18 protein-coding genes are annotated in these 26114 nt (G+C 73.1%); 4 read left to right on the forward strand and 14 right to left on the reverse strand.

Annotated elements, in window-relative coordinates:
- Together pruA and ACSNOD_RS09945 are read right to left on the reverse strand one after the other, a co-directional pair.
- A partial coding sequence (gene pruA / locus ACSNOD_RS09940) for an L-glutamate gamma-semialdehyde dehydrogenase (protein WP_436766447.1) occupies positions 1–1572 on the reverse strand: 1572 nt, incomplete at its 3' end.
- Between the two features lie 49 nt (positions 1573–1621).
- Positions 1622–2548 (reverse strand): proline dehydrogenase family protein, encoded by a 927-nt coding sequence (locus ACSNOD_RS09945; protein ID WP_436766448.1) that lies wholly within the window; start codon positions 2546–2548, stop codon positions 1622–1624.
- A gap of 262 nt (positions 2549–2810) precedes the next feature.
- Here ACSNOD_RS09945 and ACSNOD_RS09950 point away from each other — a divergent pair, with 262 nt between their 5' ends.
- Positions 2811–4073 (forward strand): helix-turn-helix domain-containing protein, encoded by a 1263-nt coding sequence (locus tag ACSNOD_RS09950; protein ID WP_436766463.1) that lies wholly within the window; start codon positions 2811–2813, stop codon positions 4071–4073.
- Between the two features lie 60 nt (positions 4074–4133).
- Here the strand turns inward: ACSNOD_RS09950 and serA are convergent, their stop codons facing one another.
- The 6 genes from serA to ACSNOD_RS09980 all read right to left on the reverse strand — a co-directional run bounded on the left by serA (position 4134) and on the right by ACSNOD_RS09980 (position 14195).
- Positions 4134–5738, reverse strand: a complete 1605-nt coding sequence (serA, locus tag ACSNOD_RS09955; protein WP_436766449.1) for a phosphoglycerate dehydrogenase — start codon at positions 5736–5738, stop codon at positions 4134–4136.
- A gap of 213 nt (positions 5739–5951) precedes the next feature.
- A complete protein-coding gene (ilvC, locus tag ACSNOD_RS09960; RefSeq protein ID WP_436766450.1) occupies positions 5952–6953 on the reverse strand; it encodes a ketol-acid reductoisomerase in 1002 nt (333 codons plus the stop codon).
- Positions 6954–7062: 109 nt separating this feature from the next.
- The gene (gene ilvN, locus ACSNOD_RS09965; RefSeq protein WP_436766451.1) at positions 7063–7587 is read right to left on the reverse strand and encodes an acetolactate synthase small subunit; all 525 of its coding nucleotides are present in this window, start codon (positions 7585–7587) and stop codon (positions 7063–7065) included.
- A 38-nt stretch (positions 7588–7625) separates the two neighbouring features.
- Entirely contained in the window at positions 7626–9479 is a 1854-nt protein-coding gene (locus ACSNOD_RS09970; protein ID WP_436766452.1) for an acetolactate synthase large subunit, read from the reverse strand.
- A gap of 270 nt (positions 9480–9749) precedes the next feature.
- Entirely contained in the window at positions 9750–12665 is a 2916-nt protein-coding gene (locus tag ACSNOD_RS09975; RefSeq protein ID WP_436766453.1) for a putative bifunctional diguanylate cyclase/phosphodiesterase, read from the reverse strand.
- A 582-nt stretch (positions 12666–13247) separates the two neighbouring features.
- Positions 13248–14195: a 2-hydroxyacid dehydrogenase gene (locus ACSNOD_RS09980; RefSeq protein WP_436766454.1), complete on the reverse strand. Its 948-nt coding sequence runs from the start codon at positions 14193–14195 to the stop codon at positions 13248–13250.
- A 97-nt stretch (positions 14196–14292) separates the two neighbouring features.
- On the opposite strand from ACSNOD_RS09980, the gene ACSNOD_RS09985 reads away from it, so the two are divergent.
- The 3 genes from ACSNOD_RS09985 (at position 14293) to ACSNOD_RS09995 (ending at position 16936) form a co-directional block, all read left to right on the forward strand.
- Positions 14293–15285: an aldo/keto reductase gene (locus ACSNOD_RS09985; RefSeq protein ID WP_436766455.1), complete on the forward strand. Its 993-nt coding sequence runs from the start codon at positions 14293–14295 to the stop codon at positions 15283–15285.
- A gap of 78 nt (positions 15286–15363) precedes the next feature.
- Positions 15364–16686, forward strand: a complete 1323-nt coding sequence (locus ACSNOD_RS09990; protein ID WP_436766464.1) for a PQQ-dependent sugar dehydrogenase — start codon at positions 15364–15366, stop codon at positions 16684–16686.
- 64 nt (positions 16687–16750) lie between these two features.
- Positions 16751–16936 (forward strand): DUF6191 domain-containing protein, encoded by a 186-nt coding sequence (locus tag ACSNOD_RS09995; protein WP_436766456.1) that lies wholly within the window; start codon positions 16751–16753, stop codon positions 16934–16936.
- Positions 16937–17012: 76 nt separating this feature from the next.
- Here ACSNOD_RS09995 and ACSNOD_RS10000 read toward each other — a convergent pair whose 3' ends face one another.
- The 6 genes from ACSNOD_RS10000 to gatC form a co-directional block, all read right to left on the reverse strand.
- Positions 17013–19502: an MMPL family transporter gene (locus ACSNOD_RS10000; RefSeq protein ID WP_436766457.1), complete on the reverse strand. Its 2490-nt coding sequence runs from the start codon at positions 19500–19502 to the stop codon at positions 17013–17015.
- A gap of 211 nt (positions 19503–19713) precedes the next feature.
- Positions 19714–21870: a phosphocholine-specific phospholipase C gene (locus ACSNOD_RS10005; RefSeq protein WP_436766458.1), complete on the reverse strand. Its 2157-nt coding sequence runs from the start codon at positions 21868–21870 to the stop codon at positions 19714–19716.
- Positions 21871–22256: 386 nt separating this feature from the next.
- The gene (gatB, locus tag ACSNOD_RS10010; protein WP_436766459.1) at positions 22257–23765 is read right to left on the reverse strand and encodes an Asp-tRNA(Asn)/Glu-tRNA(Gln) amidotransferase subunit GatB; all 1509 of its coding nucleotides are present in this window, start codon (positions 23763–23765) and stop codon (positions 22257–22259) included.
- Between the two features lie 25 nt (positions 23766–23790).
- Positions 23791–24030 carry a hypothetical protein gene (locus ACSNOD_RS10015; protein ID WP_436766460.1) on the reverse strand — a complete coding sequence of 80 codons (240 nt, stop codon included), beginning with the start codon at positions 24028–24030 and terminating at the stop codon, positions 23791–23793.
- Positions 24031–24055: 25 nt separating this feature from the next.
- Positions 24056–25558 (reverse strand): Asp-tRNA(Asn)/Glu-tRNA(Gln) amidotransferase subunit GatA, encoded by a 1503-nt coding sequence (gene gatA / locus ACSNOD_RS10020; RefSeq protein WP_436766461.1) that lies wholly within the window; start codon positions 25556–25558, stop codon positions 24056–24058.
- A gap of 5 nt (positions 25559–25563) precedes the next feature.
- The gene (gene gatC / locus ACSNOD_RS10025) at positions 25564–25860 is read right to left on the reverse strand and encodes an Asp-tRNA(Asn)/Glu-tRNA(Gln) amidotransferase subunit GatC (RefSeq protein WP_436766462.1); all 297 of its coding nucleotides are present in this window, start codon (positions 25858–25860) and stop codon (positions 25564–25566) included.
- Between the last annotated feature and the right edge of the window lie 254 nt (positions 25861–26114).

Raw genomic sequence — 26114 nt, forward strand, 5'->3', positions numbered from 1 at the left:
GGTCGAGGTCCAGCGCATCAGGTTCTGCTTGGCCCCGGCCTTGTCGTTGGTGCCGGAGGCCCGGCCGCCGCCGAAGGGCTGCTGGCCGACGACGGCGCCGGTGGGCTTGTCGTTGATGTAGAAGTTGCCGGCGGCGAACCGCAGCACCTCGCAGGCGTGCGCGGCGGCGGCGCGGTCCTGGGCGATGACGCAGCCGGTCAGGCCGTACGCCGAGGCGGACTCCATCTGCTGGAGCATCTCGTCGTACTTCTCGTCGTCGTAGACGAAGACACCGAGGATCGGGCCGAAGTACTCGTCCTTGAAGATCTCGTTCTCCGGGTCGGTGGAGACGAGGACCGTCGGGCGGACGAAGTAGCCCACGCTGTCGTCGTAGGTGCCACCGGCCACGACCTCGATGGTCGGGTCGGCCTTGGCCCGGTCGATGGCCGCCTTGTTCTTGGCGAACGACCGCTCGTCGATGACGGCGGACATGAAGTTCGACAGGTCGGTGACGTCGCCCATGGTGAGCGAGTCGACCTCGGCCGCGAACTCCTCCTTGAAGCCGCTGTCCCAGATCGAGCGCGGGACGTAGGCGCGGGAGGCGGCGGAGCACTTCTGGCCCTGGAACTCGAAGGCGCCACGGGTCATGGCGGTCTTGAGCACCGCGCGGTCGGCCGAGGGGTGGGCGACGATGAAGTCCTTGCCCCCGGTCTCGCCCACCAGCCGCGGGTAGGTGCGGTAGTTCTCGATGTTGTTGCCGACCGTCTTCCACAGGTACTGGAAGGTCCTGGTCGAGCCGGTGAAGTGGATGCCGGCGAGCTCGGGGTGGTTCAGGGCCACCTCGGAGACGGCCTTGCCGTCACCGGTCACCAGGTTGATCACGCCCTTGGGCAGACCGGCCTCCTCCAGCAGCTCCATGAGCAGCACGGCGGAGTGGGTCTGGGTGGGGGACGGCTTCCACACCACGACATTGCCCATCAGCGCCGGCGCGGTCGGCAGGTTGCCGGCGATGGCGGTGAAGTTGAACGGCGTGATCGCGTAGACGAAGCCCTCGAGCGGCCGGTGGTCGCTGCGGTTCCACACGCCCGGCGCGTTGGCCGGGGGCTGCTCGGCGAGGATCTGCCGGGCGAAGTGGACGTTGAAGCGCCAGAAGTCGACGAGCTCGCAGGGGGTGTCGATCTCGGCCTGCTGGGCGGTCTTGGACTGGCCCAGCATGGTGGAGGCGGCCAGCGTCTCGCGCCAGGGGCCGGCCAGCAGCTCGGCGGCCTTGAGGATGATCGCGGCGCGGTCGTCGAAGGACATCGCGCGCCAGGCCGGGGCGGCGGCGAGGGCGGCCTCGACGGCGTCCTTGGCGTCCTGCTCCGTGGCGTTGGCGTAGGTGCCGAGGCGGGCCTTGTGGTTGTGCGGCTGCACGACGTCGAAGCGCTCGCCGCCGCCCATCCGCTTCTCGCCGCCGATGGTCATCGGCAGCTCGCGGGGGTTGTCGGCCAGCTCCTTGAGCTTGGCCTCGAGGCGCGCTCGCTCGGGGCTGCCGGGTGCGTAGGTGTGCACCGGCTCGTTCACCGGCGCGGGGACCTGGGTCACAGCGTCCATGAGGGCGTCGTCTCCTTCGATCGTCGGTTCTGGGGGAAGTCTGGAGGGGTCAGCCGCGGGTGGCGAGGGACCGCAGGAAGAAGGTCATGTTGGCCGGGCGCTCGGCCAGGCGGCGCATGAAGTAGCCGTACCAGTCGGTGCCGTACGGGATGTAGACCCGCATCCGGTGACCGTCGGCGACCAGCCGCTCCTGCTCGGCCTCGCGGATGCCGTAGAGCATCTGGAACTCGTACTCGTCCAGCTTGCGGCCGGCGCGGTGGGCGAGCTCCTGCGCGATGGCGACCATCCGCGGGTCGTGGGACCCGATCATGGGGTAGCCGTCGCCGGCCATCAGGATCTTCAGACAGCGCACATAGGCCCGGTCGACCTCCCGCTTGTCCTGGTACGCGACGGTGGCCGGCTCCTTGTAGGCGCCCTTGACCAGGCGCACCCGCGAGCCTTCCCCGGCGAGCGCGTGGCAGTCCTCCTCGGTGCGGAAGAGGTAGGACTGCACGACCGCGCCGGTCTGCGGGAAGCGCCGGCGCAGCTCGGCGAGGATGGCGAGGGTGGAGTCGACCGTGGTGTGGTCCTCCATGTCCAGGGTGACCGTGGTGCCGGCCTCGGCCGCGGCCTCCACGACCGGGGTGACATTGGCGAGCGCCAGGTCGTGGCCGCCGGCCAGCGCCTGCCCGAAGGCGGAGAGCTTGACGGACATCTCGGCGCGCTCGCCCAGGCCCTGCTCCTTGAGCGCCTCGGCCAGCGCGAGGTAGGCGTCGCGATTGCGCAGCGCCTCGGCCGGGTCGGTGATGTCCTCGCCGAGGTGGTCGAGGGTGACCTCCATGCCACGGGCGTCGAGCGACCGCACGGCGGCCATGGCGTCGCCCAGCCGCTCGCCGGCGACGAAGCGGTCCACCACGGGGCGGGTGACCGGCGCGGCCGAGACGATGCGGCGGATGCTGTCGCTGCGGGACGCGGCGAGGAGCACGGGACCCAGCACGGGGCACCTCCACTGAAGGGATGAGAACAGCCGATGCCCGACATCGCGGGAACGGCACGGAGAACCACCGTGAAACTTAAGGATCGCTCCGTTTCGCGGCCATCGACACCTGTCACGCATCGGTGTCCGGGATCTCAGACAGATGTATGAGAATGGTCTGACCGTACGGGCCGAGCCGTACGAGCCGGGCCGACCGTACGAGGCCGGGCGGGCGGTACGGGCCGGGCGGGCCCCGGGGACCGGAAGGGAGCGGAAGCGGCGCATGCGTGGTGACTACCAGCACCTGGTGGACGAGATCTCGACGGTGCTCGGCGCCCCCGCGACCCTGGAGGACCGGGACTTCACCCTGATCGCCTTCGGCGCGCACGACAGCGACGACGACCTGGCGATGGACCCCGTGCGCACCCGCTCGATCCTGCACCGCCGCTCCACCGCGGCCGTCCGGGCCTGGTTCGAGGCGTTCGGCATCGCCCGCGCCACCGGCCCGGTGCGCATCCCGCCCGACCCGGCCGCCGGGGTGCTCATGGGCCGCATCTGCCTGCCCGTGCGCCACCACGGCGTGGTGCACGGCTATGTCTGGCTGCTCGACGACGGTCATCTGGCCGCCCTGGAGACCGGCAGCCCCGGCGCCGGGCCGGACCCCCGGCTGGCCCAGGCCATGGAGACGGCGGCCCGCATCGGCTCGCTGCTGGCGGCCGAGGCACGGGCGGGCGCCGAGAGCGGCGAGCTGCTGCGGGAGCTGCTGACCGGCGCGCCCGCCGGGCGGGACGCGGCCCGCACCGCGCTGCGCACCGTCCTCGGCACCGCGGCGGACGGCTGGCTGACGCTGGTGGCGCTGCTGCCCTGGTCGCCGGACGAGACGGACGGCGACCGCTCCGGCCCGGCGCCGGCGCTCTCCGGTGTCCCGGGCGCGGCCGCGGTCTGCGCGGTGCCGATGGGGGCGGAGGGCAGGGGCGGTGACGCGGCGGGCCCCGGCGGGGCGGCCGTCGCCGCGCTGGTCCGGCTGCGCGGCGCCGCCGCGCTGGACCCGGCGCACGGGGCCGCCGCGCGGCTGCTGCGCTCGCCCCGGGCCGGCGGCGCGGCGGCCGGCATCGCCACCCCCCGCGCGGGGCTCGACGAGATGCCCGAGGCGTGGCGGGAGGCGGTGGCCGCGGCGCGTGCCGCCCGCGCGGACGCCCGGCTGGGGCCGGTGGCCGAGTGGTCGGCCATCGGGCCGTACCGGGTACTGGCCGGGCTGCCGGCCGGGGCCGCGGCGGACCCCGCGGTGGCCCCGCTGCTGAGGCCCGCGCACGCGCAACTGGCCCGCACCGCCGAGGTGTTCCTCGACTGCGCGGGCCAGGCGGGGCGCGCGGCGGCGGCGCTGGGCATCCACCGCCAGACGCTGTACTACCGGCTCTCCCGGGTGGAGCAGCTCACCGGCCTCGATCTCGACGAGGGCGAGGACCGGCTGCTGCTCCACATGTCCCTGAAGGCGGCGCGGCTGCGCGGCGGGGGCGCGGCGCCGCGGGATGCGGCCACGCCGTGAGGCGCGCGGCGCTGCGCCGCCGTGACCGCGCCGTGAGACGTGCGGTACGGACCGCCGTGGCTACGCCGTGAGGTTCACGGTGCGGGCCGAGGTGGCGCCGATCTCCGTGGCGATGTCGGTGAGGACCTGGCCGGGCACCACGTCGTCGACGGTGAGCACGACCAGCGCCTCGCCGCCCGGCACCGAGCGGGACACCTGCATGCCCGCGATGTTGAGCCCCGCCTCGCCGAGCAGCCGGCCGACCGTGCCGACCACGCCGGGCCGGTCGGCGTACCGCAGGAAGACGAGGTGGTCGGCCATCGCCAGGTCCACGTCGTGCTCGCCGACGGCGACGATCTTCTGGAGGTTCTTGGGGCCGGCCAGCGTGCCGGAGACCGCGACCTCCTGGCCGTCCGAGAGGGTGCCGCGCACGGTGACCACATTGCGGTGGTCGGGGGACTCCGAGCCGGTGGTGAGCCGCACCTCGACACCGCGCTCCTGGGCGAAGAGCGGCGCGTTGACGTAGGACACCGTCTCGTCCACGACGTCCTCGAACACGCCCTTGAGCGCGCTGAGCTCCAGCACCTTCACATCGTGCTGGGTGATCTCGCCGTACACCTCGACATCGAGCCGGACCGCGACCTCGCCCGCGAGCGCGGTGAAGATCCGGCCGAGCTTCTCGGCGAGCGGCAGGCCGGGGCGGACGTCCTCGGCGATCACGCCGCCCTGGACGTTGACCGCGTCCGGCACCAGCTCGCCGGCGAGCGCCAGCCGCACGGACTTGGCGACGGCGATGCCCGCCTTCTCCTGGGCCTCGCCGGTGGAGGCGCCCAGGTGGGGGGTGGCCACGACGTTGTCGAACTGGAACAGCGGGGAGTCGGTGCACGGCTCCTTGGTGAACACGTCCAGGCCGGCGGCGGCGACCCGGCCCTCCTTGAGGGCGGCGGCCAGCGCCTCCTCGTCCACGATCCCGCCGCGCGCGGCGTTCACGATGCGCACCTCGGGCTTGACCTTGTGCAGCGCCTCGTCACCGATGAGACCGAGGGTCTCGGGCGTCTTGGGCAGGTGGACGGTGATGAAGTCGGAGACCTCCAGCAGCTCGTCCAGGGACAGCAGCTTGACGCCCATCTGCGCGGCGCGGGCCGGCTGCACATAGGGGTCGTACGCGACGATCTTCATGCCGAAGGCGGCCATCCGCTGGGCGACGAGCACGCCGATCCGGCCGAGGCCGACCACGCCGAGGACCTTCTCGGACAGCTCCACGCCGGTGTACTTGCTGCGCTTCCACTCGCCGTTCTTCAGCGCCGAGTTGGCCTGCGGGATGTTGCGCGCCGTGGCGATGAGCAGACCGCAGGCGAGCTCGGCGGCCGTGACGATGTTGGAGGTGGGCGCGTTGACGACCATCACGCCGGCCTTGGTGGCGGCGGAGACGTCGACGTTGTCCAGCCCCACGCCGGCCCGGGCGATGACCTTCAGTCTGCGGGCGGCGGCGATCGCCTCGGCGTCGACCTTGGTGGCGCTGCGGACCAGGATGGCGTCGACCTCGGCGATGGCCGGGAGCAGCTCGGCGCGGTCGGCGCCGTTGCAGTGCCGGATGTCGAAGTCCGGTCCGAGCGCCTCGACGGTGGCGGGCGACAGCTCTTCGGCGATGAGTACGACAGGCTTCTTCGTGGGTGCAGTGCTCACGTGGAGTTGGTCCTCACTTGTCCGGTGCGGACGGCCGCGTCCCGACGGCCGAAGGCGGTGGAGGGTGGGCAGCCGCGTGGAAGACGCACGACGTTGTGAGCCTGACGCGTTGGTGTCTGCAGTCTATCCACGGCCCGGTTCGCGGGGTGCTCCACGGCGGAAGCATCACCCGGTAGGGGTGGACGCGGTGGACAACGGCAACGGGCGGCGGGCTCAGGCCTTCTCGTCGTTGACCCAGCTCATCAGCTTGCGCAGCTCCTTGCCGGTGGTCTCCAGCTTGTGACCGGCGTCGGCCTTCTTGTACTCGTTGTACTTCGGCAGGCCCGAGTGGTACTCGTCCATCCAGTTCTTGGCGAAGGTGCCGTCCTGGATCTCGGCGAGGACCTTCTTCATCTCGGCCTTGGTCTGCTCGGTGACGATGCGCGGACCGGTGACGTAGTCGCCCCACTCGGCGGTCTCGGAGACCGACCAGCGCATCTTCTCCAGGCCGCCCTCGTACATCAGGTCGACGATGAGCTTGAGCTCGTGGAGGCACTCGAAGTAGGCGATCTCCGGCTGGTAGCCGGCCTCGACCAGGGTCTCGAAGCCCGCCTTGACCAGCGCCGAGGCGCCGCCGCACAGGACCGCCTGCTCGCCGAAGAGGTCGGTCTCGGTCTCCTCGGTGAAGGTGGTCTTGATGACGCCGGCGCGGGTGCCGCCGATGGCCTTGGCGTAGGAGAGGGCGAGCGGGAAGGCGCCGCCGGTGGCGTCCTGCTCGACGGCCGCGATGCACGGCACGCCGCGGCCCTCCTCGTACTGGCGGCGGACCAGGTGGCCCGGGCCCTTGGGGGCGACCATGCAGACGTCGACGCCGGCCGGGGGCTTGATGAAGCCGAAGCGGATGTTGAAGCCGTGGCCGAAGAAGAGCGCGTCGCCGTCCTTCAGATGGGGGGCGATGGACTCCTCGTAGACCTTCGCCTGGATCGGGTCCGGGACCAGGAGCATGATCACGTCGGCCTCGGCGGCGGCCTGCGCCGGGGTGGTGACCCGCAGGCCCTGCTCCTCGGCCCTGGCCCGGGACGTGGACCCCTCGGGGAGGCCGACGCGCACATCGACACCGGAGTCGCGCAGCGAGAGGGCGTGGGCGTGGCCCTGGCTGCCGTAGCCCAGGACCGCGACCTTGCGGTTCTGGATGAGGGACAGGTCGGCGTCGGCGTCGTAGAAGAGCTCGGCCACTTGGGGTATCTCCTTGATTCGGATGGTACGTCGTGAGGAGGGACGTCGGGGAGGGGCGGGGTCCGCGGGCGCCCGTCGGGTCCGGGCGGTCCGCGGACGGGTGCGGGCGTTACGCCGAGCGCTCCAGCGCGCGCAGCGAGCGGTCGGTGATGGACCGGGCGCCGCGCCCTATGGCGATGGTGCCGGACTGGACCAGTTCCTTGATGCCGTAGGGCTCCAGCATCTTGAGCATGGCCTCCAGCTTGTCGGCGCCGCCGGTGGCCTCGATGGTGACGGCCTCGGGCGAGACGTCGACGGTCTTGGCGCGGAAGAGCTGGACGATCTCCACGACCTGGGAGCGGGTCTCGTTGTCGGCGCGGACCTTCACCAGGACGAGTTCGCGCTGGATGGCGTGGGCCGGCTCCAGCTCGACGATCTTCAGCACATTGACCAGCTTGTTGAGTTGCTTGGTGACCTGCTCCAGCGGGAGGTCCTCGACATTGACCACGATGGTGATGCGCGAGATGTCGGGGTGCTCGGTGGTGCCGACGGCCAGCGAGTCGATGTTGAAGCCCCGGCGGGAGAACAGCGCGGTGATCCGGGCGAGGACACCGGGCTTGTTCTCCACCAGGACGGAGAGCGTGTGCTTGGACATGGGCTGCTCGTTCTCTCTTCTCGTCACGTGGCGGCTGCTCAGTCGTCCTCGGTGTCGCCGAAGTCGGGGCGGACACCGCGCGCGGCGAGGATCTCGTCGTTGGAGGTGCCGGCCGCGACCATGGGCCAGACCATGGCGTCCTCGTGGACGATGAAGTCCACGACCACCGGCCGGTCGTTGATGGCGTTGGCCTTGGCGATGACGGCGTCGAGGTCGGCGGGGTCCTCGCAGCGCAGCCCGACGCAGCCCATGGCCTCGGCGAGCTTCACGAAGTCCGGGACCCGGGTGCCGCGGCTGGTGGCGGCCGCGTCGGCCTCGGGGCCGGAGTGCAGCACGGTGTTGGAGTAGCGCTGGTTGTAGAAGAGGGTCTGCCACTGGCGGACCATCCCCAGCGCGCCGTTGTTGATGACGGCGACCTTGATGGGGATGTTGTTGAGGGCGCAGGTGACCAGTTCCTGATTGGTCATCTGGAAGCAGCCGTCGCCGTCGATGGCCCACACCGTGCGGTCCGGCAGCCCGGCCTTGGCGCCCATGGCCGCGGGCACGGCGTAGCCCATGGTGCCGGCGCCCCCGGAGTTCAGCCAGGTGGCTGGCTTCTCGAAGGGCAGGTAGTGCGCGGCCCACATCTGGTGCTGGCCGACGCCCGCGGCGTAGACGGTGCCCTCGGGGGCGAGCCGGCCGATGCGCTCGATGACCTGCTGCGGCGAGAGGCTGCCGTCGTCGGGCAGGTCGTAGCCCAGCGGATAGGTCTCCCGCCAGCGGCCGAGGATCTCCCACCACTGGGCGTAGTCGCCGACGTGGCCCTCCTCGTGCTCGGCCTGGACGGCCACGATCAGATCGGCGATCACCTCGCGGGCGTCCCCGACGATCGGCACGTCGGCGGCCCGGTTCTTGCCGATCTCCGCCGGATCGATGTCGGCGTGCACGATCTTGGCGTAGGGCGCGAAGGAGTCGAGCCGGCCGGTGACGCGGTCGTCGAACCGGGCGCCGAGGGCGACGATCAGGTCGGCCTTCTGCAGCGCGGTGACGGCGGCGACCGCGCCGTGCATGCCGGGCATGCCGACGTGCAGCGGGTGGCTGTCGGGGAAGGCGCCGAGCGCCATCAGGGTGGTGGTGACGGGCGCCCCGGTCAGCTCGGCGAGCACCCGCAGTTCGGCGGTGGCCCCGGCCTTGAGCACCCCGCCGCCGACGTAGAGCACCGGGCGCCGGGCCTGGGTGATCAGCCGTGCGGCCTCCCGGATCTGCTTGGCGTGCGGCTTGGTGACGGGCCGGTAGCCGGGCAGGTCCATGGTGGGCGGCCAGACGAAGGTGGTGCGGGCCTGGAGGGCGTCCTTGGCGATGTCGACGAGCACCGGCCCGGGGCGGCCGGTGGCGGCGATGTGGAACGCCTCGGCGATCGTCCCGGGGATGTCCTCGGCCTTGGTGACCAGGAAGTTGTGCTTGGTGATCGGCATGGTGATGCCGCAGATGTCCGCCTCCTGGAAGGCGTCCGTGCCGATCGCCTTGGAGGCGACCTGGCCGGTGATCGCGACCAGCGGGACGGAGTCCATGTGGGCGTCGGCGATCGGGGTGACCAGGTTGGTGGCGCCGGGGCCGGAGGTGGCCATGCAGACGCCGACCCTGCCGGTGGCCTGGGCGTAGCCGGTGGCGGCGTGGCCGGCGCCCTGCTCGTGGCGGACCAGGACGTGGCGGACCTTCGAGGAGTCCATCAGCGGGTCGTACGCGGGCAGGATCGCACCACCGGGAATGCCGAACACCGTGTCGGCGCCGACTTCCTCGAGAGACCGGATGAGGGACTGCGCGCCCGTGACGTGCTCGGTGATGGTGGGCTGCTGCCCGACGCTACGGGCCCGCGGCTGCGGATGGTGGGCCCCGGTGGCCTGCTCGGTCATCGGCAATCTCTTCTCGAAGGGGGTGTGGGTCTCCGGTGGTCACCGTGGGTCACGCGGGGCGTGCGCCGGGTGGCCGGGAGGCTTGGGTGCGACGAGGTTCGACGGGTTCGGTGCAACAAAAAACCCCTCGTGCCGTCAGGCAAGCGAGGGGAGCGCGCCGGGTGTGGTCCGCAAGGCGTGTGGGTGGGGCCTTGCTTCAGCCGACGCGCTGTCCAAGTACGAGAATTCGGGTGCGCATGGCTCGACCCTCCCCCCGGCGCGGGGTGAGTGTCAAGTGGGTGGGACGGGTGTCTCATTATTTGAGCGCAGTGGGGGATGGGCGACGGCTTCGACGGCCCTGCCGGCCACCAGTGCCTCCCGTACGGGCTCGTGCCCGTCGAGGGCCAGGACGTGCGGTTCTCCGCCGGTTTCCGCGCCCGGCACGGGGTAGCGGCCGCGGGCCAGGGCCCGGCGCAGCCGCTGGTCGTCGAGGGGCGCGGAGAAGGCCATGCCCTGGCCGTGGGTGCAGCCCATGGCGCGCAGCACGGCGGCCTGTTCGGGCAGGTCCACCCCGTCGGCGACGGTCTGCAGCCCCAGGTCGTTGGCGATGCGCAGCAGCCCCGCGGTGATCTTGCGCAGCCGGGGGGACTCCACCACGCCGTCGACGAGCCCGCGGTCCAGGGTGAGCACGTCGATGGGGAGCCGGCGGAGCGCGCCGATGGCGGCGTACCCGCTGCCGAAGCCGTCCAGCGCGATCCGTACGCCCATCCGGCGCAGCCCCGAGAGCCGTCCTTCGAGCTGGTCCAGACAGACCCGCGGGTCGCCGTCGGCGAGCTCCAGGATCAGGGCGCCGGGCGGCAGGTCGTGCTTGGCCAGCAGCTTCTCCACGCTGCCGGTGGGCATCGAGCGGTCCATCAGCCGGCGCGTGGAGAGCCGTACGGTCACCGGGGTGGCGCAGCCGGCGAGGTGCCGCTCGGCGGCCTGCTCGATGGCCTCCTCCAGCAGCCAGCGGCCCAGTTCGGCGGTGCGGGCGCTCTCCTCGCCGCCGCGGCCGTTGTCGGAGACCCGCAGGAACTCGGCGGGGGTGAAGAGGATGCCCTGGGCGGAGCGCCAGCGGGCCTGCGCCGAGACGGCCGTGATCCGGCCGCTGGACAGGGAGACCACCGGCTGGTGCAGCAGGGCGAACTCGCCCTCGTGGAGCGCGGCGCGCAGCCGGGTGGCGAGCTCGGCCTTGCGGACGACCTCGGCCTGCATCTGGGGGGCGTAGAGCTCCACCCGGCCCTTGCCGGCCGCCTTGGCGCGGTACATGGCCAGGTCGGCGTTGCGCATCAGATCGGTGGGGGTGATGCCGGGCTCGGCGAAGGCGACGCCGATGCTGGCGGCCACCTTGGCCTCGGTGCCCGAGACCCGGTACGGCTGCGAGAGGGTGACCCGCAGCCGGTCGGCGATCTCCAGGATGCGGTACTCGCGGGTGGTCTGGTCGCGGGTGCCGTCGCCGAGGATGAGGGCGGCGAACTCGTCGCCGCCGAGCCGGGCGGCGGTGTCGCCGGCGCGCACGGAGTCCTGGAGCCGGCGGGCGGCCTGCACCAGGAGCTCGTCCCCGGCCTGGTGCCCGATGGTGTCGTTGACCGCCTTGAAGCCGTCGAGGTCGATGAAGAGCACGGCGGTGCCGGGGTCGGAGGAGCGCCGGCTGTTGAGGGCCTGGCGGACGCGCTCGGTGAACAGGGCGCGGTTGGGCAGGTCGGTGAGCGGGTCGTGCTCGGCGTTGTGCTGGAGCTGCGCCTGGAGGCGGACCCGTTCGGTCACATCGCGGCTGTTGAAGATCAGGCCGCCGTGGTGGCGGTTGACCGTGGACTCCACGTTGAGCCACTCCTCGCCGCCGGAGCGGTCCCGGCCGGAGCGGAAGCGGCACTCGATGCGGGTGGTGGGCTCCTCGTCGGGCGGGGCGGCGAGGAAGCGCCGGACCTCGTGCACGACCGCGCCGAGGTCCTCGGGGTGGATCAGCGAGGCGAGCTCGGAGCCGACCAGTTCCTCGGCCTCGATGCCGTAGACCCCCGCGGCGGCCGGGCTGACGTAGCGCAGCACACCGGTGGGCGCGGCAATCATGATCACATCGCTGGAGCCCTGGACCAGGGAGCGGAAGTGGTTCTCCTTCTGGGCCAGTTCCTGGGTGAGCGCGATGTTGTCGAGCAGCATGATGCCCTGGCGCACCACGAGGGCCAGCACGACCGTGCAGCCGGTGAAGAGCACCACCCGGTCGATTCGTCTGCCGTCGATGACGTTGTAGAGGATGCCCAGGGTGCAGACGGCGGCGGCGAGGTACGGGGTGAGGGCGGCGAGCGAGCCCGCGATGGGGCGGCTGGAGGTGGGCTGCTGGCGGCCGCGGCGCTCTGCGGCCCAGTCGTGCGGGGAGTCGCGCCGGGCGACCCAGGGCGCGTAGGCGAGCAGCATGGAGCCGGCGAACCAGCCGGCGTCCAGGATCTGGCCCGAGCGGTAGTTCTCCCGCAGCAGCGGGGAGGTGAACAGCGCGTCGCACAGCACGGTGAGCGCCAGCGCCGCGATGGCGGTGTTGATCGCGGAGCGGTTGGCGGACGAGCGCCGGAAGTGCAGCGCCAGCACCATGGAGACCAGCACGATGTCCAGCAGCGGGTACGCCAGTGAGAGCGCGGCGTGGGCCACGCTGCCGCCGTCCCAGTGCGCGGTGTGCGCGAGCGCCAGGCTCCAGGAGATCGTGAGCAGCGAGCCGCCGATGAGCCAGGAGTCGAGCCCCAGGCAGACCCAGCCGGCCCGGGTGACCGGGCGTTTGGCGAGCACGAGCAGCCCGACGATGGCGGGCGGCGCGAAGAGCAGGAAGCAGAAGTCGGCGATCGAGGGGTTGGGCACCGGCTGCCGCAGCACCACCTCGTACCAGCCCCAGACGGCGTTGCCCACGCCCGCCATGGCGGAGGACGCGCAGAACAGCATCCAGGCGGGGCGCAGGGCGCTGGAGCGGGTGCGGGCGTAGGCGAAGCAGGAGACGGCCGCGGTGAAGGCGGCGGCGCTCAGCCCGAAGTCGCCCATGACCAGCGCGAAGCCCGGCGATCCCCAGCCGAGCGCGGCCCCCGTGGCGTACCCGCCGCAGACCACGGCGAGCAGCACCTGGGGAAGGAACCCGGCGCCGCCGCCGGAGAGCGGACGGCGGGGGATCACCGCCCCTGAGGCACTCACCGGCCCGCTCCGTACGGCTCGGGCCCGCTCAGCCGGGCGTGGGCGTGCCGGTGCGGCTGCGGATGCACGTGCGGGCGCAGGCGGGTTCGCCGGCGCCGGCACGCGTACGCCGACTGCCGCGGGTCCAGCCCCCGCCGGTGTGTGGTCCGCAGTAGCGCTCTGCGGCCCCGCCGCGTCGGGTCGTTCGTCCATTGGCCGTGCATCGCCCGTCGCCCCCCTCGGTTTCCGGTCCTTCGCCGGCGCCGTACGTACCCGGCGTCGGCCCCCGATCCGGACGATACACCAGAGCGGTCACTCAGGGACATAGGTTCTCTACGCAGCGTAACTACCAGCTATATTGCCGCCACTGGGCGCTTACGCACGGCTTCGGAGCGTGGTCCGGCCCTGCTCTCGACCATGCCCGCGGGCGCGCTCGGTCACGCCCGTGGCGCGCTCCACGGACGAGTGACGCTGTGCGCCCCCCGGGCGTTTTCGGCCTTTTGTGGGGAGCGGTTTCGGCCATCACTCGCGGGGCGCGCACACGGCGCCGCGCGCGGTCGCGTTCCTCGGCCGCGCGCCGGCGCCGGCGGCCGGGCGGGCGTCTCAACCGGTCGGGTCCACCGTGTGCAGCAGCGGCCGGCCCTCCGCGAAGCGGCGCAGCTGGTCGACGAGCAGCCGCCGCGCCCGCGGCGCGAACGCCGACGTCGGGCCGCCGACATGCGGAGTGATCAGTACGTGGGGGGCGCGCCAGAGCGGGTGCCCGGACGGCAGCGGCTCGGGGTCGGTGACGTCCAGGGCCGCGTACAGCCGGCCGGACTCCAGTTCGGCCAGCAGCGCCTTGGTGTCCACGACCGGGCCCCGGGCCACGTTCACCAGCAGCGCCCCGTCCTTCATCCGGGACAGGAAGTCCTCCCCGGCCAGATGGCGGGTGCTCTCGGTCAGCGGGGTGCAGAGCACCACCACGTCCGCCTCCGGCAGCAGCCGGGGCAGCTCACCGAGCGCGTGCACCGGCCCGCGCGCGGTACCGCGCGCCGTGCGCGCCACCCTCGTGACCGCCGCGCACTCGAACGGGGCGAGCCGGTCCTCGACGGCGCCGCCGATCGAACCGTAGCCGACGATGAGCACCGACTTGTCGGCCAGCGCGGGCCGGAACTCCTGCCGCCACTCCCCCGCGTCCTGGTGGCGCACGAAGTCGGGGACGCCGCGCAGCGAGGCCAGGATCAGCGTGAGGGCCAGCTCCGCGGTGCTCGCGTCGTGCACCCCGCGGGCGTTGCACAGCAGCGTGTTCCCCGGCAGCCGGGCCACGGCGTCGCTCACGTGCTCCACGCCCGCGGTCAGCGTCTGCACGACCCGTACGGAGGTCATCCGCGCCAGCGGGCGGACGCAGACCTCCGGCGCCTTGAGATAGGGGACGGCGTAGAAGACGCAGTCCGCGGGGTCCGCGGGGAAGTCCGGGCCGCCGTCCCAGAAGCGGTAGGTGAAGTCCTCCGGCAGGCCGGTCAGCTCCTCGGCGGGAACGGGGAGCCACACATCGCGGGTCGTGACAGTCATGGTCAGGAGGCTATGCGAAAGGGCTCGAACAGCAGAGGTTAGTTTGGGGGGCGACGCGAGCGGGCCGAACCGGCCTTCGGGAGGGGTGCCAGACCAGGTGGAGCGCAGGACAGTCGGTGCGGGGGCACTCCGAGTGGGCGCGATCGGCCTGGGGTGCATGCCGATGAGCTGGGCGTACACCGCCTCCCAGCAGAGCATGGCGGACTCGCTGCGCACCGTGCACACCGCGCTCGACCAGGGGGTGACCCTGCTCGACACCGCCGACATGTACGGCCCCTTCACCAATGAGCTGCTCATCGGACGGGTGCTCAGACAGCGGCGACAGGACGCGTTCGTCGCCACCAAGTGCGGGCTGCTCGTGGGCGACCAGCACATCGTGGCCAACGGCCGGCCCGGCTATGTGCGGCGGGCGTGCGACGCCTCGCTGCGCCGGCTCCAGACCGATGTCATCGACCTCTACCAGCTCCACCGGCCGGACCCGGAGGTGCCGGTCGAGGAGACCTGGGGCGCCATGGCGGAGCTGGTGACGGCGGGCAAGGTGCGCGCGCTCGGGCTGTGCGCGCTGGGCGCGCGGGCCCAGCGGCGGGGCGGGGCGCCGCTGCACGCGCCGACCGTACGGCAGCTCGAACGCGTTCAGCAGGTCTTCCCCGTGGCGGCGGTGCAGGCGGAGCTGTCGGTGTGGTCCCCGGAGGCGCTGGACGGGCTGCTGCCCTGGTGCGAGGCGCGGGGGGTGGGCTTCCTGGCCGCGATGCCGCTGGGGAACGGCTTTCTGACGGGCACGCTGACCCCCGGTCAGGGGTTCGAGCCGGACGACGTACGGGCGCGCCACCCGCGGTTCACCGCCGAGATGATGGCGGCCAACCAGCCGATCGTGGTCGGGCTGCGGCGGGTGGCGGAGCGCCACGGGGTGACGCCGGCACAGGTGGCGCTGGCGTGGGTGCTCTCGCGCGGCCGGCACGTGGTGGCCCTGCCGGGCACGAAGAAGGAGCGGTGGGCGGTGGAGAACGCGGCCGCGGCGCGGCTGCGGCTGACGCCGCGGGACCTGGCGGAGATCGCGGGGCTGCCGCGGGCGCGCGGCTCCTGGGACTGACGTCCCCCGGGGTGTATCAACGAGGGCAGGCAACATCCCGGGGCACCGGGCCCCGCCGACCGAAGGGGATCACCCATGGTGCGATTGGTGCCACCGGCGTCACCTGCGTCACCGGCACGGGAACAGCGTGCGCAGCGGGAGCGACGGCAGCAGCGGCAGCGACAAGGGCCGGGCGGGCCGCGAGAGCCGAGAGGGCCGAGAGGACGGCGGGGGCCTCGCCGGGGCCGGCGCCCCCGGGCGACCGCCGCCGCTCTGACCGCCACCGCCCTGACGGCCGTCGCGCTGCTGCTGGCCGGCTGCTCCTCCGACGGCGACGGCGGCCCGGGCACCAGTCCGACCGCGCCCGCCGAGCGCACCGGCTCCCCGACGCCGGGCCGCGGCGCGGGCGCCGCGCCGGCGAAGGGCTCCGTCACCGTCGACCGCGTCCTCGCCGAGGACATCAACTCCCCCTGGGGCCTGGCCGCCCTGCCCGGCGGGGACCTGCTGGTGTCCTCCCGCGACCAGGGCAAGATCTTCCGGATCTCGGCGGGCGACGGGAAGAAGACCGAGCTGGGCACCGTGCCCGGGGTCGCCGCGGCCGGCGAGGGCGGGCTGATGGGGCTGGCGCTGTCCCCCTCGTTCGCCTCCGACCGCCTGGTCTACGCCTGTCTGACCACCGCGTCCGACAACCGGATCGTCCGGATGCGCTACGACGAGGGGAAACGGCCCGGCGAGCAGCTCGGCGCGCCCGACACCGTACTCAAGGGCATCCCCAAGGGGACGGTCCACAACGGCGGGCGGATCGCCTTCGGCCCGGACGGCATGCTCTACGCCGGGACCGGGGAGAGCGGCGAGCGGAACCTCTCCCAGGACAAGGGCTCGCTGGGCGGCAAGATCCTGCGCATGACGCCCGACGGCCGGCCCGCGCCCGGGAACCCCGAGGCAAACTCGGTCGTTTACTCCCTCGGACACCGCAATGTGCAGGGCCTGGCCTGGGACGCCGACAAACGACTGTGGGCGGCCGAGTTCGGGCAGAACACCTGGGACGAGCTCAATCTCATCGAGCCCGGGAAGAACTACGGCTGGCCGCTCGTCGAGGGCAAGGGCGGCAAGGCGGATTACGTCGACCCCGTGGAGCAGTGGCGGACCGGGGAGTCCTCCCCCAGCGGCATCGCCTATGTGCGGGGCTCGATCTGGATGGCCGCGCTCCAGGGGGAGCGACTGTGGCGGGTGCCGCTCGCGGGCACCGCGCCGGCCGGGGCGCCGGAGGCGTTCCTCCAGGGCCGGTACGGCCGGCTGCGGACGGTCGTCGCCGACGGCGACGGCAGTGGCGGCGGGCTGTGGCTGGTCACCAGCGAGACCGATGGCAGGGGCGGTCCGGGCCCGGGGGACGACCGGATCGTACGGCTCACGGTGAGCTGAGCCGTACGGCTCGGCTCGGGGGCGGCCCGGAGCGGGTCGGCCGGCATCGACCGGAGGTGGCACGGTGAACATCCTGAACGAGATCTTCGCGCCCGGCGGCAGGAACACCGAGGACGAGCGCAACCGGCTGGAGCTGGTGCGCGACGACGTCGGCGACGGCGATCCCGGCAAGGGGCCGATAGATCTGGATTCGGGGACGGTGGTGATCCGCGCGGCCACGCCGCCGGCCGACCGGCCGGCGGGGTCATGACCGGCCTCGACCGGCCTCGATCGGCCGCCAGCCGACTCGACCGGCCGCGCCGGGTCCGGATCGGCCTTGCTCGGTTCTAGGAGACCAGTTCGTCCCGGTCGGAGCCGTGGCCCACGTCGCCGCGCCCGCCACTGGCGCGACCGCGAGCGCCGTCGCCGGAGTCCCGGCGGGCGTCCTCGGCCGGGCGCCGGGGACCCGGCGCGGCGGCGGCCCGGCGCGCGGCCTGCTCCACCGCCTCGAACTCCTCCTCCAGCGCGCCCGCGCCCCCGGCCCGCAGCGCGGCCTCCCGGCACTCCGGCGGCTCGATGCTGAGCCGCGGCAGCCGGCGGTCCAGCCATGCCGGGAGCCACCAGTTGGCGCCGCCGAGCAGGTGCATCAGGGCCGGCACCAGCAGCGTACGGAGGACGAAGGCGTCCAGGGCGACCGCTGCGGCCAGCCCGATGCCGAACATCGCGATGATCCGGTCGCCGCTCAGCACGAAGGCCGAGAAGACGGCGATCATGATCACGGCGGCGGAGTTGATGACCCTGCTGGTCTCGGCGAGGCCCACCCGGACCGCGACCCGGTTGTCACGGGTCTGCCGCCACTCCTCGTACATCCGGCTCACCAGGAACACCTGGTAGTCCATGGAGAGCCCGAAGAGCACCGACACCATGATCACGGGGAGGAAGGGCTCGATCGGCCCCTCCCGGCCCAGCCCGAGCAGCTCGCTCCCCCAGCCCCACTGGAAGATCGCGGTCACCACCCCGAAGGAGGAGGCGACGGCGGCGATGTTCATCACCGCGGCCTTCAGCGGTATGCCGATGCTCCGGAAGGCGAGCAGCAGCAGCGCGCAGCCGAGGGCCACCACCACGCCCACGAACAGCGGCAGCTTGCCGATGATCACCGAGGCGAAGTCGTCGTAGGCGGCGGTCCTGCCGCCCACGTGGACGTCGAGCGAGGTGCCGGCCTCGGCGCGCGGCAGCACCTCGTCGCGCAGCCGGTCGACGAGCTCGGACGTCTCCCGCGCCTGGGGTTCGGTCTCGGGGATCACCGTGATCAGACCGTGGCTGCCGCCGCGGTTCACCGTGGCGGGGCCGGCCTGCTCGACGCCCTTGGTGGCGCGCAGGGTCTCGGAGAGCCGGTCGAAGGCGAGCCGGTCGGCGGCGCCGTCGAGCTCGGCGACGAGCGTGAGCGGCCCGTTGCTGCCGGGGCCGAACCCGTCGGCCATCAGGTCGTACGCCTTGCGGGTGGTGGCCGCGGCCGGGTTGTTGCCCTGGTCGGAGCTGCCGAGGTGGAGCGAGAGGGTCGGCAGGGCCAGTACGAGCATCACGGCCGCGGCGATGCCGCCGAGCAGCTTGGGGTGGCGCTCGACGAAGGCGGACCAGCGGGCGGCGAAGCCCGTCGGCAGCTCCGGCTGCGGGCCGGTCGCGGCCAGCCGGCGGCGCTCGCGGCGGCTGAGCGCCCGCATGCCGATCACCCCGAGCAGCGCCGGCAGCAGGGTGACGGAGGCGGCCACGGCGAGCACGACGGTGAGGCAGGCGGCCAGGGCCACGCCGTTGAGGAAGGACAGCCGGAGGACGAGCATGCCCAGCAGCGCGATGCAGACGGTGGCGCCGGCGAAGACCACGGCGCGGCCGGAGGTGGACACGGCGCGGGCCGCGGCCTCCTCGACGGAGAGCCCCTGGCGCAGGCCCCTGCGGTGCCGGGTGACGATGAACAGGGCGTAGTCGATGCCCACGCCGAGGCCGATCAGCATGCCGAGCATGGGGGCGAAGTCGGCCACGGTCATGACGTGGCTGAGCAGCCCGATGCTCAGATAGGCGGTGCCGACGCCGACCACGGCGGTGGCGATGGGCAGCAGCATCGCCGCGAACGAGCCGAAGGCGAGGAGGAGCACCACGGCCGCGGCGACGATGCCGACGATCTCGCTGAGGTGCTGGGAGGGCTTCTCGGTCAGGCCGACGGCGGCGCCGCCGAGCTCGACGTGGAGCCCGTCGCCGGCGGCGGAGCGCGCGATGTCCACGACGCGCCGCACCTCGCCGCGGTCGAGGTCGTCGGCGTCCCGGTGGAAGGAGACGGTGGCGTAGGCGGTGCGGCCGTCGGGGCTGATCCGTCCGGAGTCCGCGCCGCCGCCCTGGGCCGACGTGGCCGACGTGCCGGAGGCGCTCGCGCCCCCGGCCGTACCGGAAGCGCCCGCGCCGGCCTCGCCGCCGTGGGTGCCCTGCGCGCCCTGGGTGCCGTGTGCGCCGTGCGTGCCGTCGCCGTACGGGCCGGTCACGGCGGCGACGGCGGGCAGTGCGGCGATCTCGTCGAGGGCCCGGTCCATGCGCCGCTCCACCTCGGCGGCGCGCACGGTGCCGCGGTCGGTGTGCCAGACGATGGTGTCGCTCTCCCCGGCGCGGTCCGGGAAGGCCCGCGTGAGCAGGGTGCTCGCCCGGCCGGCCTCGGTGCCCGGCACGTCGTAGTCGTTGGAGTACGCCGAGCCCGCGACTCCCGCCGCGGCGGCGACGCCCACCAGCGCCGCCAGCCACACGAGCATGACGACGAGGCGGCGCCGGAGGCACCACCGGGCGAGTTCGGCCATTCACTGCTCCCGTGGGCGTTGCGTGGATCTTTCAGGGAACAGCGGAACAGCACCCTCAAAGAACGCAGGACATCACCAGCCACTGTCGCAGCAGAGTGAGATCATTTGTCCCTTTCGTGGGTTTCATCACACGAAGGGGCCGACCGGGTGACCGCCGCCCCGAACGCGCCCCCGGCCGGGGCCCGCCGAGCCGGCGGCGCCGGCGGCCGGGTCAGCCGCTGACGCTCTCCCGCCCGTTCTCGATGTGCCCCATCAGCCGCCGCCGGAAGGCCGCGTCCTCGGCGAGGCCCACGGCCAGGTCGTACCAGCCGTGCGCGTCGGCGGCCGAGTGCACGAGCGTGCGGGAGCGGCCGGGCCTGACCACGATCCGGCGGGTCCAGTCCTGGAGGTCGGCCTCGTCGACGTAGGCGAGCGGGCGCACGGTGAAGGTGACCGGCCGCCTGCCGCGGTTGGTCAGGGTCAGATGGAGGTCCCGGTCGTGCGGGTCGAGGCGGGTGGTGACCTCGGCGCCGGCGCCGTCCGCGGCCGGGTCGACGGGGCCGGCGAACTCGCGGCGGAAGCCGTTGGGGCCGGTCAGCACGAGGTCGTAGAACCGGCCCGGGACCGGGACCTCCCAGTGGTCGGCGCCCAGGACGTCCCCGTGCCGCGGGGCCGCGAACTCCCCCGCGTAGGGGTGGAGCGCGAGGGGGACGCGGGAGGTGCCGGTGTTGGTCAGCGTGACGCGGAGGACCGGGCCGCCGGGCCCCGGGCCGCCCCGGGCGCCGGCGGCGGGCCGTTCGACGAGCCGGCCGTGGGCGTCGGGCTGGTACGGCAGCGGGCGCGCCGGCCGGGTGCCGGGCTCCTGCTCGGGCATGCGCTGCTCGGCGGGGGGCGCGGGGCGCCAGCGGCCGGTGAACGGCGGAATGGCCCCCGGGCGGGCGGGGGCCGGGGCCCGGCGCCCGCGCCGGAAGTCGAAGGCGCCGGTCAGATCGCCGGTGACGCGGCGGCGCCAGGCCGTGATGTTGGGCTCGGGCACGCCCAGCCAGGTCTCCAGGAAGCGCACCACGGAGGTGTGGTCGAAGACCTCGGAGCAGACGTAGCCGCCGACCGACCACGGCGAGACCACGAGCATGGGCACCCGGATGCCGAGGCCGGTGGGCCGGCCCTGCCAGATCTCGTCCCGCTCGCCCGGGGGCGGCACGGGCGGCGGCACATGGTCGAAGAAGCCGTCGTTCTCGTCGTAGGTGATCAGGACGGCGGTGCGCCGCCAGACGTCCGGGTGGGAGGCGAGCGCGTCCAGCACCCGGTGGACGAGGGTGGCACTGGCGACCGGGGAGGACGCGCCGGGGTGCTCGGAGTCCACGGCCGAGGGCACGAGGTAGGAGACCTCGGGGAGCCGGCCGGCGGCGACGTCCGCGCGAAAGGTCTCGGCGAGGCGGCCGGTGGGGCAGCGGCGCAGGGCGCGCTCGAAGAGGCTCCGCTCGGCGGGGGTCAGCGCCGCCACGCCCTCCTCCAGCGCGGCGAGCAGCCGGGTCCGCTCGGCCTCGGGCGTCGCGGTGTCCCGCACCCGGGCGTAGAACGCCTCCATGTAGGAGAAGTCGCCGGCCTTGGCCAGCGCCTTGCGGGCAACGGCCTTGAAGCGGGCGAAGAACTCCAGGTTGTTGTCGGTGAAGTTCTCCCACTCCTGGTACGTCTTCCAGCTCCGGCCGGCCCGCTCCAGCCGCTCCGGGTAGGTGGTCCAGGCGTAGCCCGGGTGGCGGCCCTCGTCGTACGCGTCGTTGCCGACGGCCCGCGCGCCGTTCGCCTCGTAGCCGGTCCAGCCGCTGACCAGGTGGTTGCGGTTGGGGCTGGTGGAGGTGTGGATGGCGGAGTGGTAGGCGTCGCAGACGGTGAAGGTGTCCGCGAGCTCGTAGTGCAGGGGCAGGTCGCGGCGGTCGTAGTACGCCATGGTGGCCGCGGTCTTCGCGGACACCCAGCCGTCCATCCAGCCCTCGCGCCAAGCCCCGGCGCCGCCGTGCCAACTGTGGTCCAGATCGCCGATGTACTGGAGGTCCTTCGCCTGCGCCGCGGCGGCCTCCCGCACGGGGAACGGCAGGACGGTCCCGAGCGGCCCGCCGGGCTGGGCGAAGACGGGCTTGCCGGAGGGCAGTGTGAGGGCGTTGCGGTCGCCGAAGCCGCGGACGCCGCGCAGGGTGCCGAAGTAGTGATCGAAGGAACGGTTCTCCTGCATCAGGATCACCACGTGGCGCAGGGCGCGCAGCCCGCCCGGGGGCGGCTCGGCGGCGAGCGCGGCCCGCAGCGACGGCGGCAGCAGGGACGCGGTCCCCGCCGCGCCGGCGGCGCCGGCCCCCAGCGCGAGCAGGCGCCGTCGTGAGATATCGGTTGCCACAGCCAGCCTCCCGGTCGTCATGTACCGGCCGGGACGGTATTCACCTCGGGTGGCGTTGTGAAGACGCGCGGCGGACGCGCGGATGAACAGGCGTACGGGGGCGCGGGGGCGCCCGGTGCGTATGGCCCGGTTGGCCGAGGCGGCGGGTGACGCGGCTGTAGGCGCGGCCGCCCGCGCGTACCGGGCCCGCGGGCCGGTGGACGACGAGCGGCAGGTGTACGACGCGCGGCCGCCCGCGCGCGTAACGAACCGGTGCCGGTGAGCGGCGGGGGTGTACGGGTTCGGGCACCCGCGCGCGTGACGACCCGGTGGGCCGAGGCGGCGGGCAGCGAGCGGCGCGGGGTCCTGGGATCGGCTCCCGGGGCCCCGCGCCGTTTTCTGTCGGGCTAGCCCTGGACGCCGAGGCGCTCCAGGATCAGCTCGCGGACGCGGGCCGCGTCCGCCTGCCCGCGCGTGGCCTTCATGACCGCGCCGACCAGCGCGCCCGCCGCCGCGACCTTGCCACCGCGGATCTTGTCCGCGATCGCCGCGTTGGCGGCGATCGCCTCGTCGACGGCCGCGCCCAGCGCGCTGTCGTCCGAGACGATCTTCAGGCCGCGCTTCTCGACGACCTCGTCCGGCGTGCCCTCGCCGGCGAGGACACCCTCGATGACCTGGCGGGCCAGCTTGTCGTTGAGGGAGCCCTCGGCGACCAGCCCGGCGACGCGGGCGACCTGGGCGGGAGTGATCGGCAGGGCCGCGAGGTCCACGCCCTCCTCGTTGGCCCGGCGGGCCAGCTCGCCCATCCACCACTTGCGCGCCGCGGCGGAGTCCGCGCCGGCCTCGATGGTGGCGGTGATCAGGCCGAGCGCGCCGGCGTTGAGCACGGACTGCATCTCGTGCCGCGAGATGCCCCACTCCTCGCGGAGCCGGTTGCGCCGCAGCCGCGGCAGCTCCGGCAGCGTGGCGCGCAGCTCCTCGACCCACTCCCGGGCGGGGGCGACGGGCACCAGGTCGGGCTCGGGGAAGTACCGGTAGTCCTCGGCCTCCTCCTTCACCCGGCCGGCGGTGGTGGAGCCGTCGTCCTCGTGGAAGTGACGGGTCTCCTGGACGATCGTCCCGCCGGCGCCGAGCACCGCCGCGTGCCGCATGATCTCGAAGCGGGCGGCCCGCTCCACGCTGCGCAGCGAGTTGACGTTCTTGGTCTCGGAGCGGGTGCCGAACTTCTCGGTACCGATCGGGCGCAGCGACAGGTTCACGTCGCAGCGCATCTGGCCCATCTCCATCCGGGCCTCGGAGACGCCGAGCGCCTTGATGAGCTCGCGCAGCTCGGCGACGTACGCCTTGGCGACCTCGGGGGCGCGGGCACCGGCCCCGACGATCGGCTTGGTGACGATCTCGATCAGCGGGATGCCGGCCCGGTTGTAGTCGAGCAGGGAGTGGGACGCGCCGTGGATGCGGCCGGTGGCGCCGCCGACGTGCGTCGACTTGCCGGTGTCCTCCTCCATGTGGGCACGCTCGATCTCGACCCGGAAGATCTCGCCGTCCTCCAGCTCGACGTCCAGATAACCGTTGAAGGCGATCGGCTCGTCGTACTGCGAGGTCTGGAAGTTCTTCGGCATGTCCGGATAGAAGTAGTTCTTCCGGGCGAAGCGGCACCATTCGGCGATTTCGCAGTTGAGCGCGAGACCGATCCGGACGGCCGACTCGACGGCGGTCGCGTTGACCACCGGGAGGGAGCCGGGCAGGCCGAGGCAGGTGGGGCAGGTCTGGGCGTTGGCGTCGGCGCCCAGGGTGGTGGAGCACCCGCAGAACATCTTGGTCTTGGTGCCGAGCTCGACATGGACCTCGAGGCCCATCACGGGCTCGTAGGCCGCCAGGGCGTCCTCGTACGACACCAGTTCAGTGACGGTCACGGAAAACTAACCTCTCAGTCCCGGTTCAGTCCGCGAGGACGTCATCGGAGGACATGCGGCGCAGCTCGCGGACGAGCAGCGCCACACCGGTGGCGATGGCGGCGGCGGAGACGACGGCGTCCACGAGCTGGAGCGTGTCGCGCTCGCCGCGGGCCTTCTTCGCCTGCTTCACCACGCTCACCGCGCCGAACAGCGTGGTGCCGATGGACAGATACGTGCCGGCCTTCGACTTCTTGAAGTTCTTGGCCTTCTTCAGAGTGCTCATGGCTGATCTCCGTTCGCTGTTCCGCTCACAGGGCCGGTGCCTCGTCGAGCAGCGGGTGGCCCCAGCGGGCGACGAAGGCGGCCTCGACCGCGGCGCCCACCGAGTAGAGCCGGTCGTCCTTCATGGCGGGAGCGATGATCTGGAGCCCCACCGGGAGCCCGTCCTCGGGCGCCAGGCCGCAGGGCAGCGACATCGCCGCGTTGCCGGCCAGGTTGGACGGGATGGTGCACAGGTCGGCGAGGTACATCGCCATCGGGTCGTCGACCCGCTCCCCGATGGGGAAGGCGGTCGTCGGGGTGGTCGGCGAGACCAGCACGTCCACCTGCTCGAAGGCCTTCTCGAAGTCCCGCGTGATGAGCGTGCGGACCTTCTGCGCCGAGCCGTAGTACGCGTCGTAGTAGCCGGAGCTCAGCGCGTAGGTGCCCAGCATGATGCGGCGCTTGACCTCGGGGCCGAAGCCCTCGGCGCGGGTCAGCGCGGTGACCTCCTCGGCGGAGCGGGTGCCGTCGTCGCCGACGCGCAGCCCGTAGCGCATCGCGTCGAACCGGGCGAGGTTCGAGGAGCACTCCGAGGGGGCGATCAGGTAGTACGCGGCGAGCGCCTTGTCGAAGGACGGGCAGGAGATCTCCACGATCTCCGCGCCGAGCTCGCGCAGCAGCTCCACCGACTCGGTGAAGCGCTGCATGACGCCGGCCTGGTAGCCCTCGCCGGAGAACTCCTTGACGACGCCGATCCGCAGGCCCTTCACATCGCCGTTGCGGGCGGCCTCGACGACCGGCGGGACCGGGGCGTCGATGGAGGTGGAGTCCAGCGGGTCGTGGCCGGCGATCACCTCGTGCAGCAGGGCCGCGTCCAGCACCGTACGGGCGCAGGGGCCGCCCTGGTCCAGGGAGGAGGAGAAGGCGACCATGCCGTACCGGGACACGGCGCCGTAGGTCGGCTTGACGCCGACGGTGGCGGTGACGGCCGCGGGCTGGCGGATGGAGCCACCGGTGTCGGTGCCGATGGCCAGCGGCGCCTGGAAGGAGGCGAGGGCGGCGGAGGAGCCGCCGCCGGAGCCGCCGGGAATCCGGGTGAGGTCCCACGGGTTGCCGGTCGGGCCGTACGCGCTGTTCTCGGTGGAGGACCCCATGGCGAACTCGTCCATGTTGGTCTTGCCGAGGATGACGACGTCCGCGGCCTTGAGGCGCTGGGTGACCGTCGCGTCGTACGGCGGCAGCCAGCCCTCGAGGATCTTGGAGCCGACGGTGGTCGGCACGCCCTCGGTGGTGAAGATGTCCTTCAGCGCCAGCGGGACGCCGGCCAGCGGGCCGAGCTTCTCGCCGCGCTCGCGCTTGGCGTCGACGGCGCGGGCCTGGGCGAGGGCGCCCTCCCGGTCGACGTGCAGGAAGGCGTGGACCTTCTCGTCGACGGCCTCGATCCGGGCGAGGTGGGCCTCGGTGACCGCGACGGCCGTGACCTCGCCGGAGGCGATCCTCTCGGCGGTCTCGGCGGCGGTGAGCCTGGTGAGATCGGTGGTGCTGGTCATGTCGGTCACTCCTCCCCCAGGATCTGCGGCACCTTGAAACGCTGCTGCTCCTGAGCGGGGGCGCCGGAGAGCGCCTGCTCGGGGGTGAGCGACGGCCGGACCTCGTCCGGGCGCATCACATTGGTCAGCGGCAGCGGGTGGGAGGTCGGCGGTACGTCCTCGTCGGCCACATCGGATACGCGGGCGACCGCGCCGATGATCACGTCGAGCTGTTCGGCGAAGTGGTCGAGCTCTTCCGCCGTCAGCTCCAGACGCGACAGCCGTGCGAGGTGGGCGACCTCCTCGCGCGTGATGCCAGGCATGCAGCGATCCTCATCAGGGGGTGGTGAGTGTGTAGTTTCGGGGGCAATCCTATGGCCGGGTGGTTCCGGCTCCTAAACGATTACGCCTCCCGCCGCGGGAAGATCCGGAAGGGGGCCCTCCCGGGGCCCTCCCGGGGCCCTCCCGCGGGCCTCCCCGGGCCCGCGCGGTCGGCCGCGACCGGCAGCCCCGGGGTACGGCTCAGCGGGCCGGCTGGTCCGCGGGGGCGGCGGGGGTCCGCTCCGCCGGCGTGGGC

Origin of the sequence: Streptomyces sp. URMC 123 (genome assembly GCF_051386515.1) — a bacterium.
Lineage (GTDB): Bacteria > Actinomycetota > Actinomycetes > Streptomycetales > Streptomycetaceae > Streptomyces.

Bases quoted from the DNA above. Each gene is read 5' to 3' on its own strand.
- ACSNOD_RS09950 (WP_436766463.1), top strand. From the start codon at position 2,811: ATGCGTGGTGACTACCAGCACCTGGTGGACGAGATCTCGACGGTGCTC.
- ilvN (WP_436766451.1), bottom strand. From the start codon at position 7,587: ATGTCCAAGCACACGCTCTCCGTCCTGGTGGAGAACAAGCCCGGTGTC.
- ACSNOD_RS09970 (WP_436766452.1), bottom strand. From the start codon at position 9,479: ATGACCGAGCAGGCCACCGGGGCCCACCATCCGCAGCCGCGGGCCCGT.
- ACSNOD_RS09980 (WP_436766454.1), bottom strand. From the start codon at position 14,195: ATGACTGTCACGACCCGCGATGTGTGGCTCCCCGTTCCCGCCGAGGAG.
- ACSNOD_RS10000 (WP_436766457.1), bottom strand. From the start codon at position 19,502: ATGGCCGAACTCGCCCGGTGGTGCCTCCGGCGCCGCCTCGTCGTCATG.
- ACSNOD_RS10015 (WP_436766460.1), bottom strand. From the start codon at position 24,030: ATGAGCACTCTGAAGAAGGCCAAGAACTTCAAGAAGTCGAAGGCCGGC.
- gatA (WP_436766461.1), bottom strand. From the start codon at position 25,558: ATGACCAGCACCACCGATCTCACCAGGCTCACCGCCGCCGAGACCGCC.
- gatC (WP_436766462.1), bottom strand. From the start codon at position 25,860: ATGCCTGGCATCACGCGCGAGGAGGTCGCCCACCTCGCACGGCTGTCG.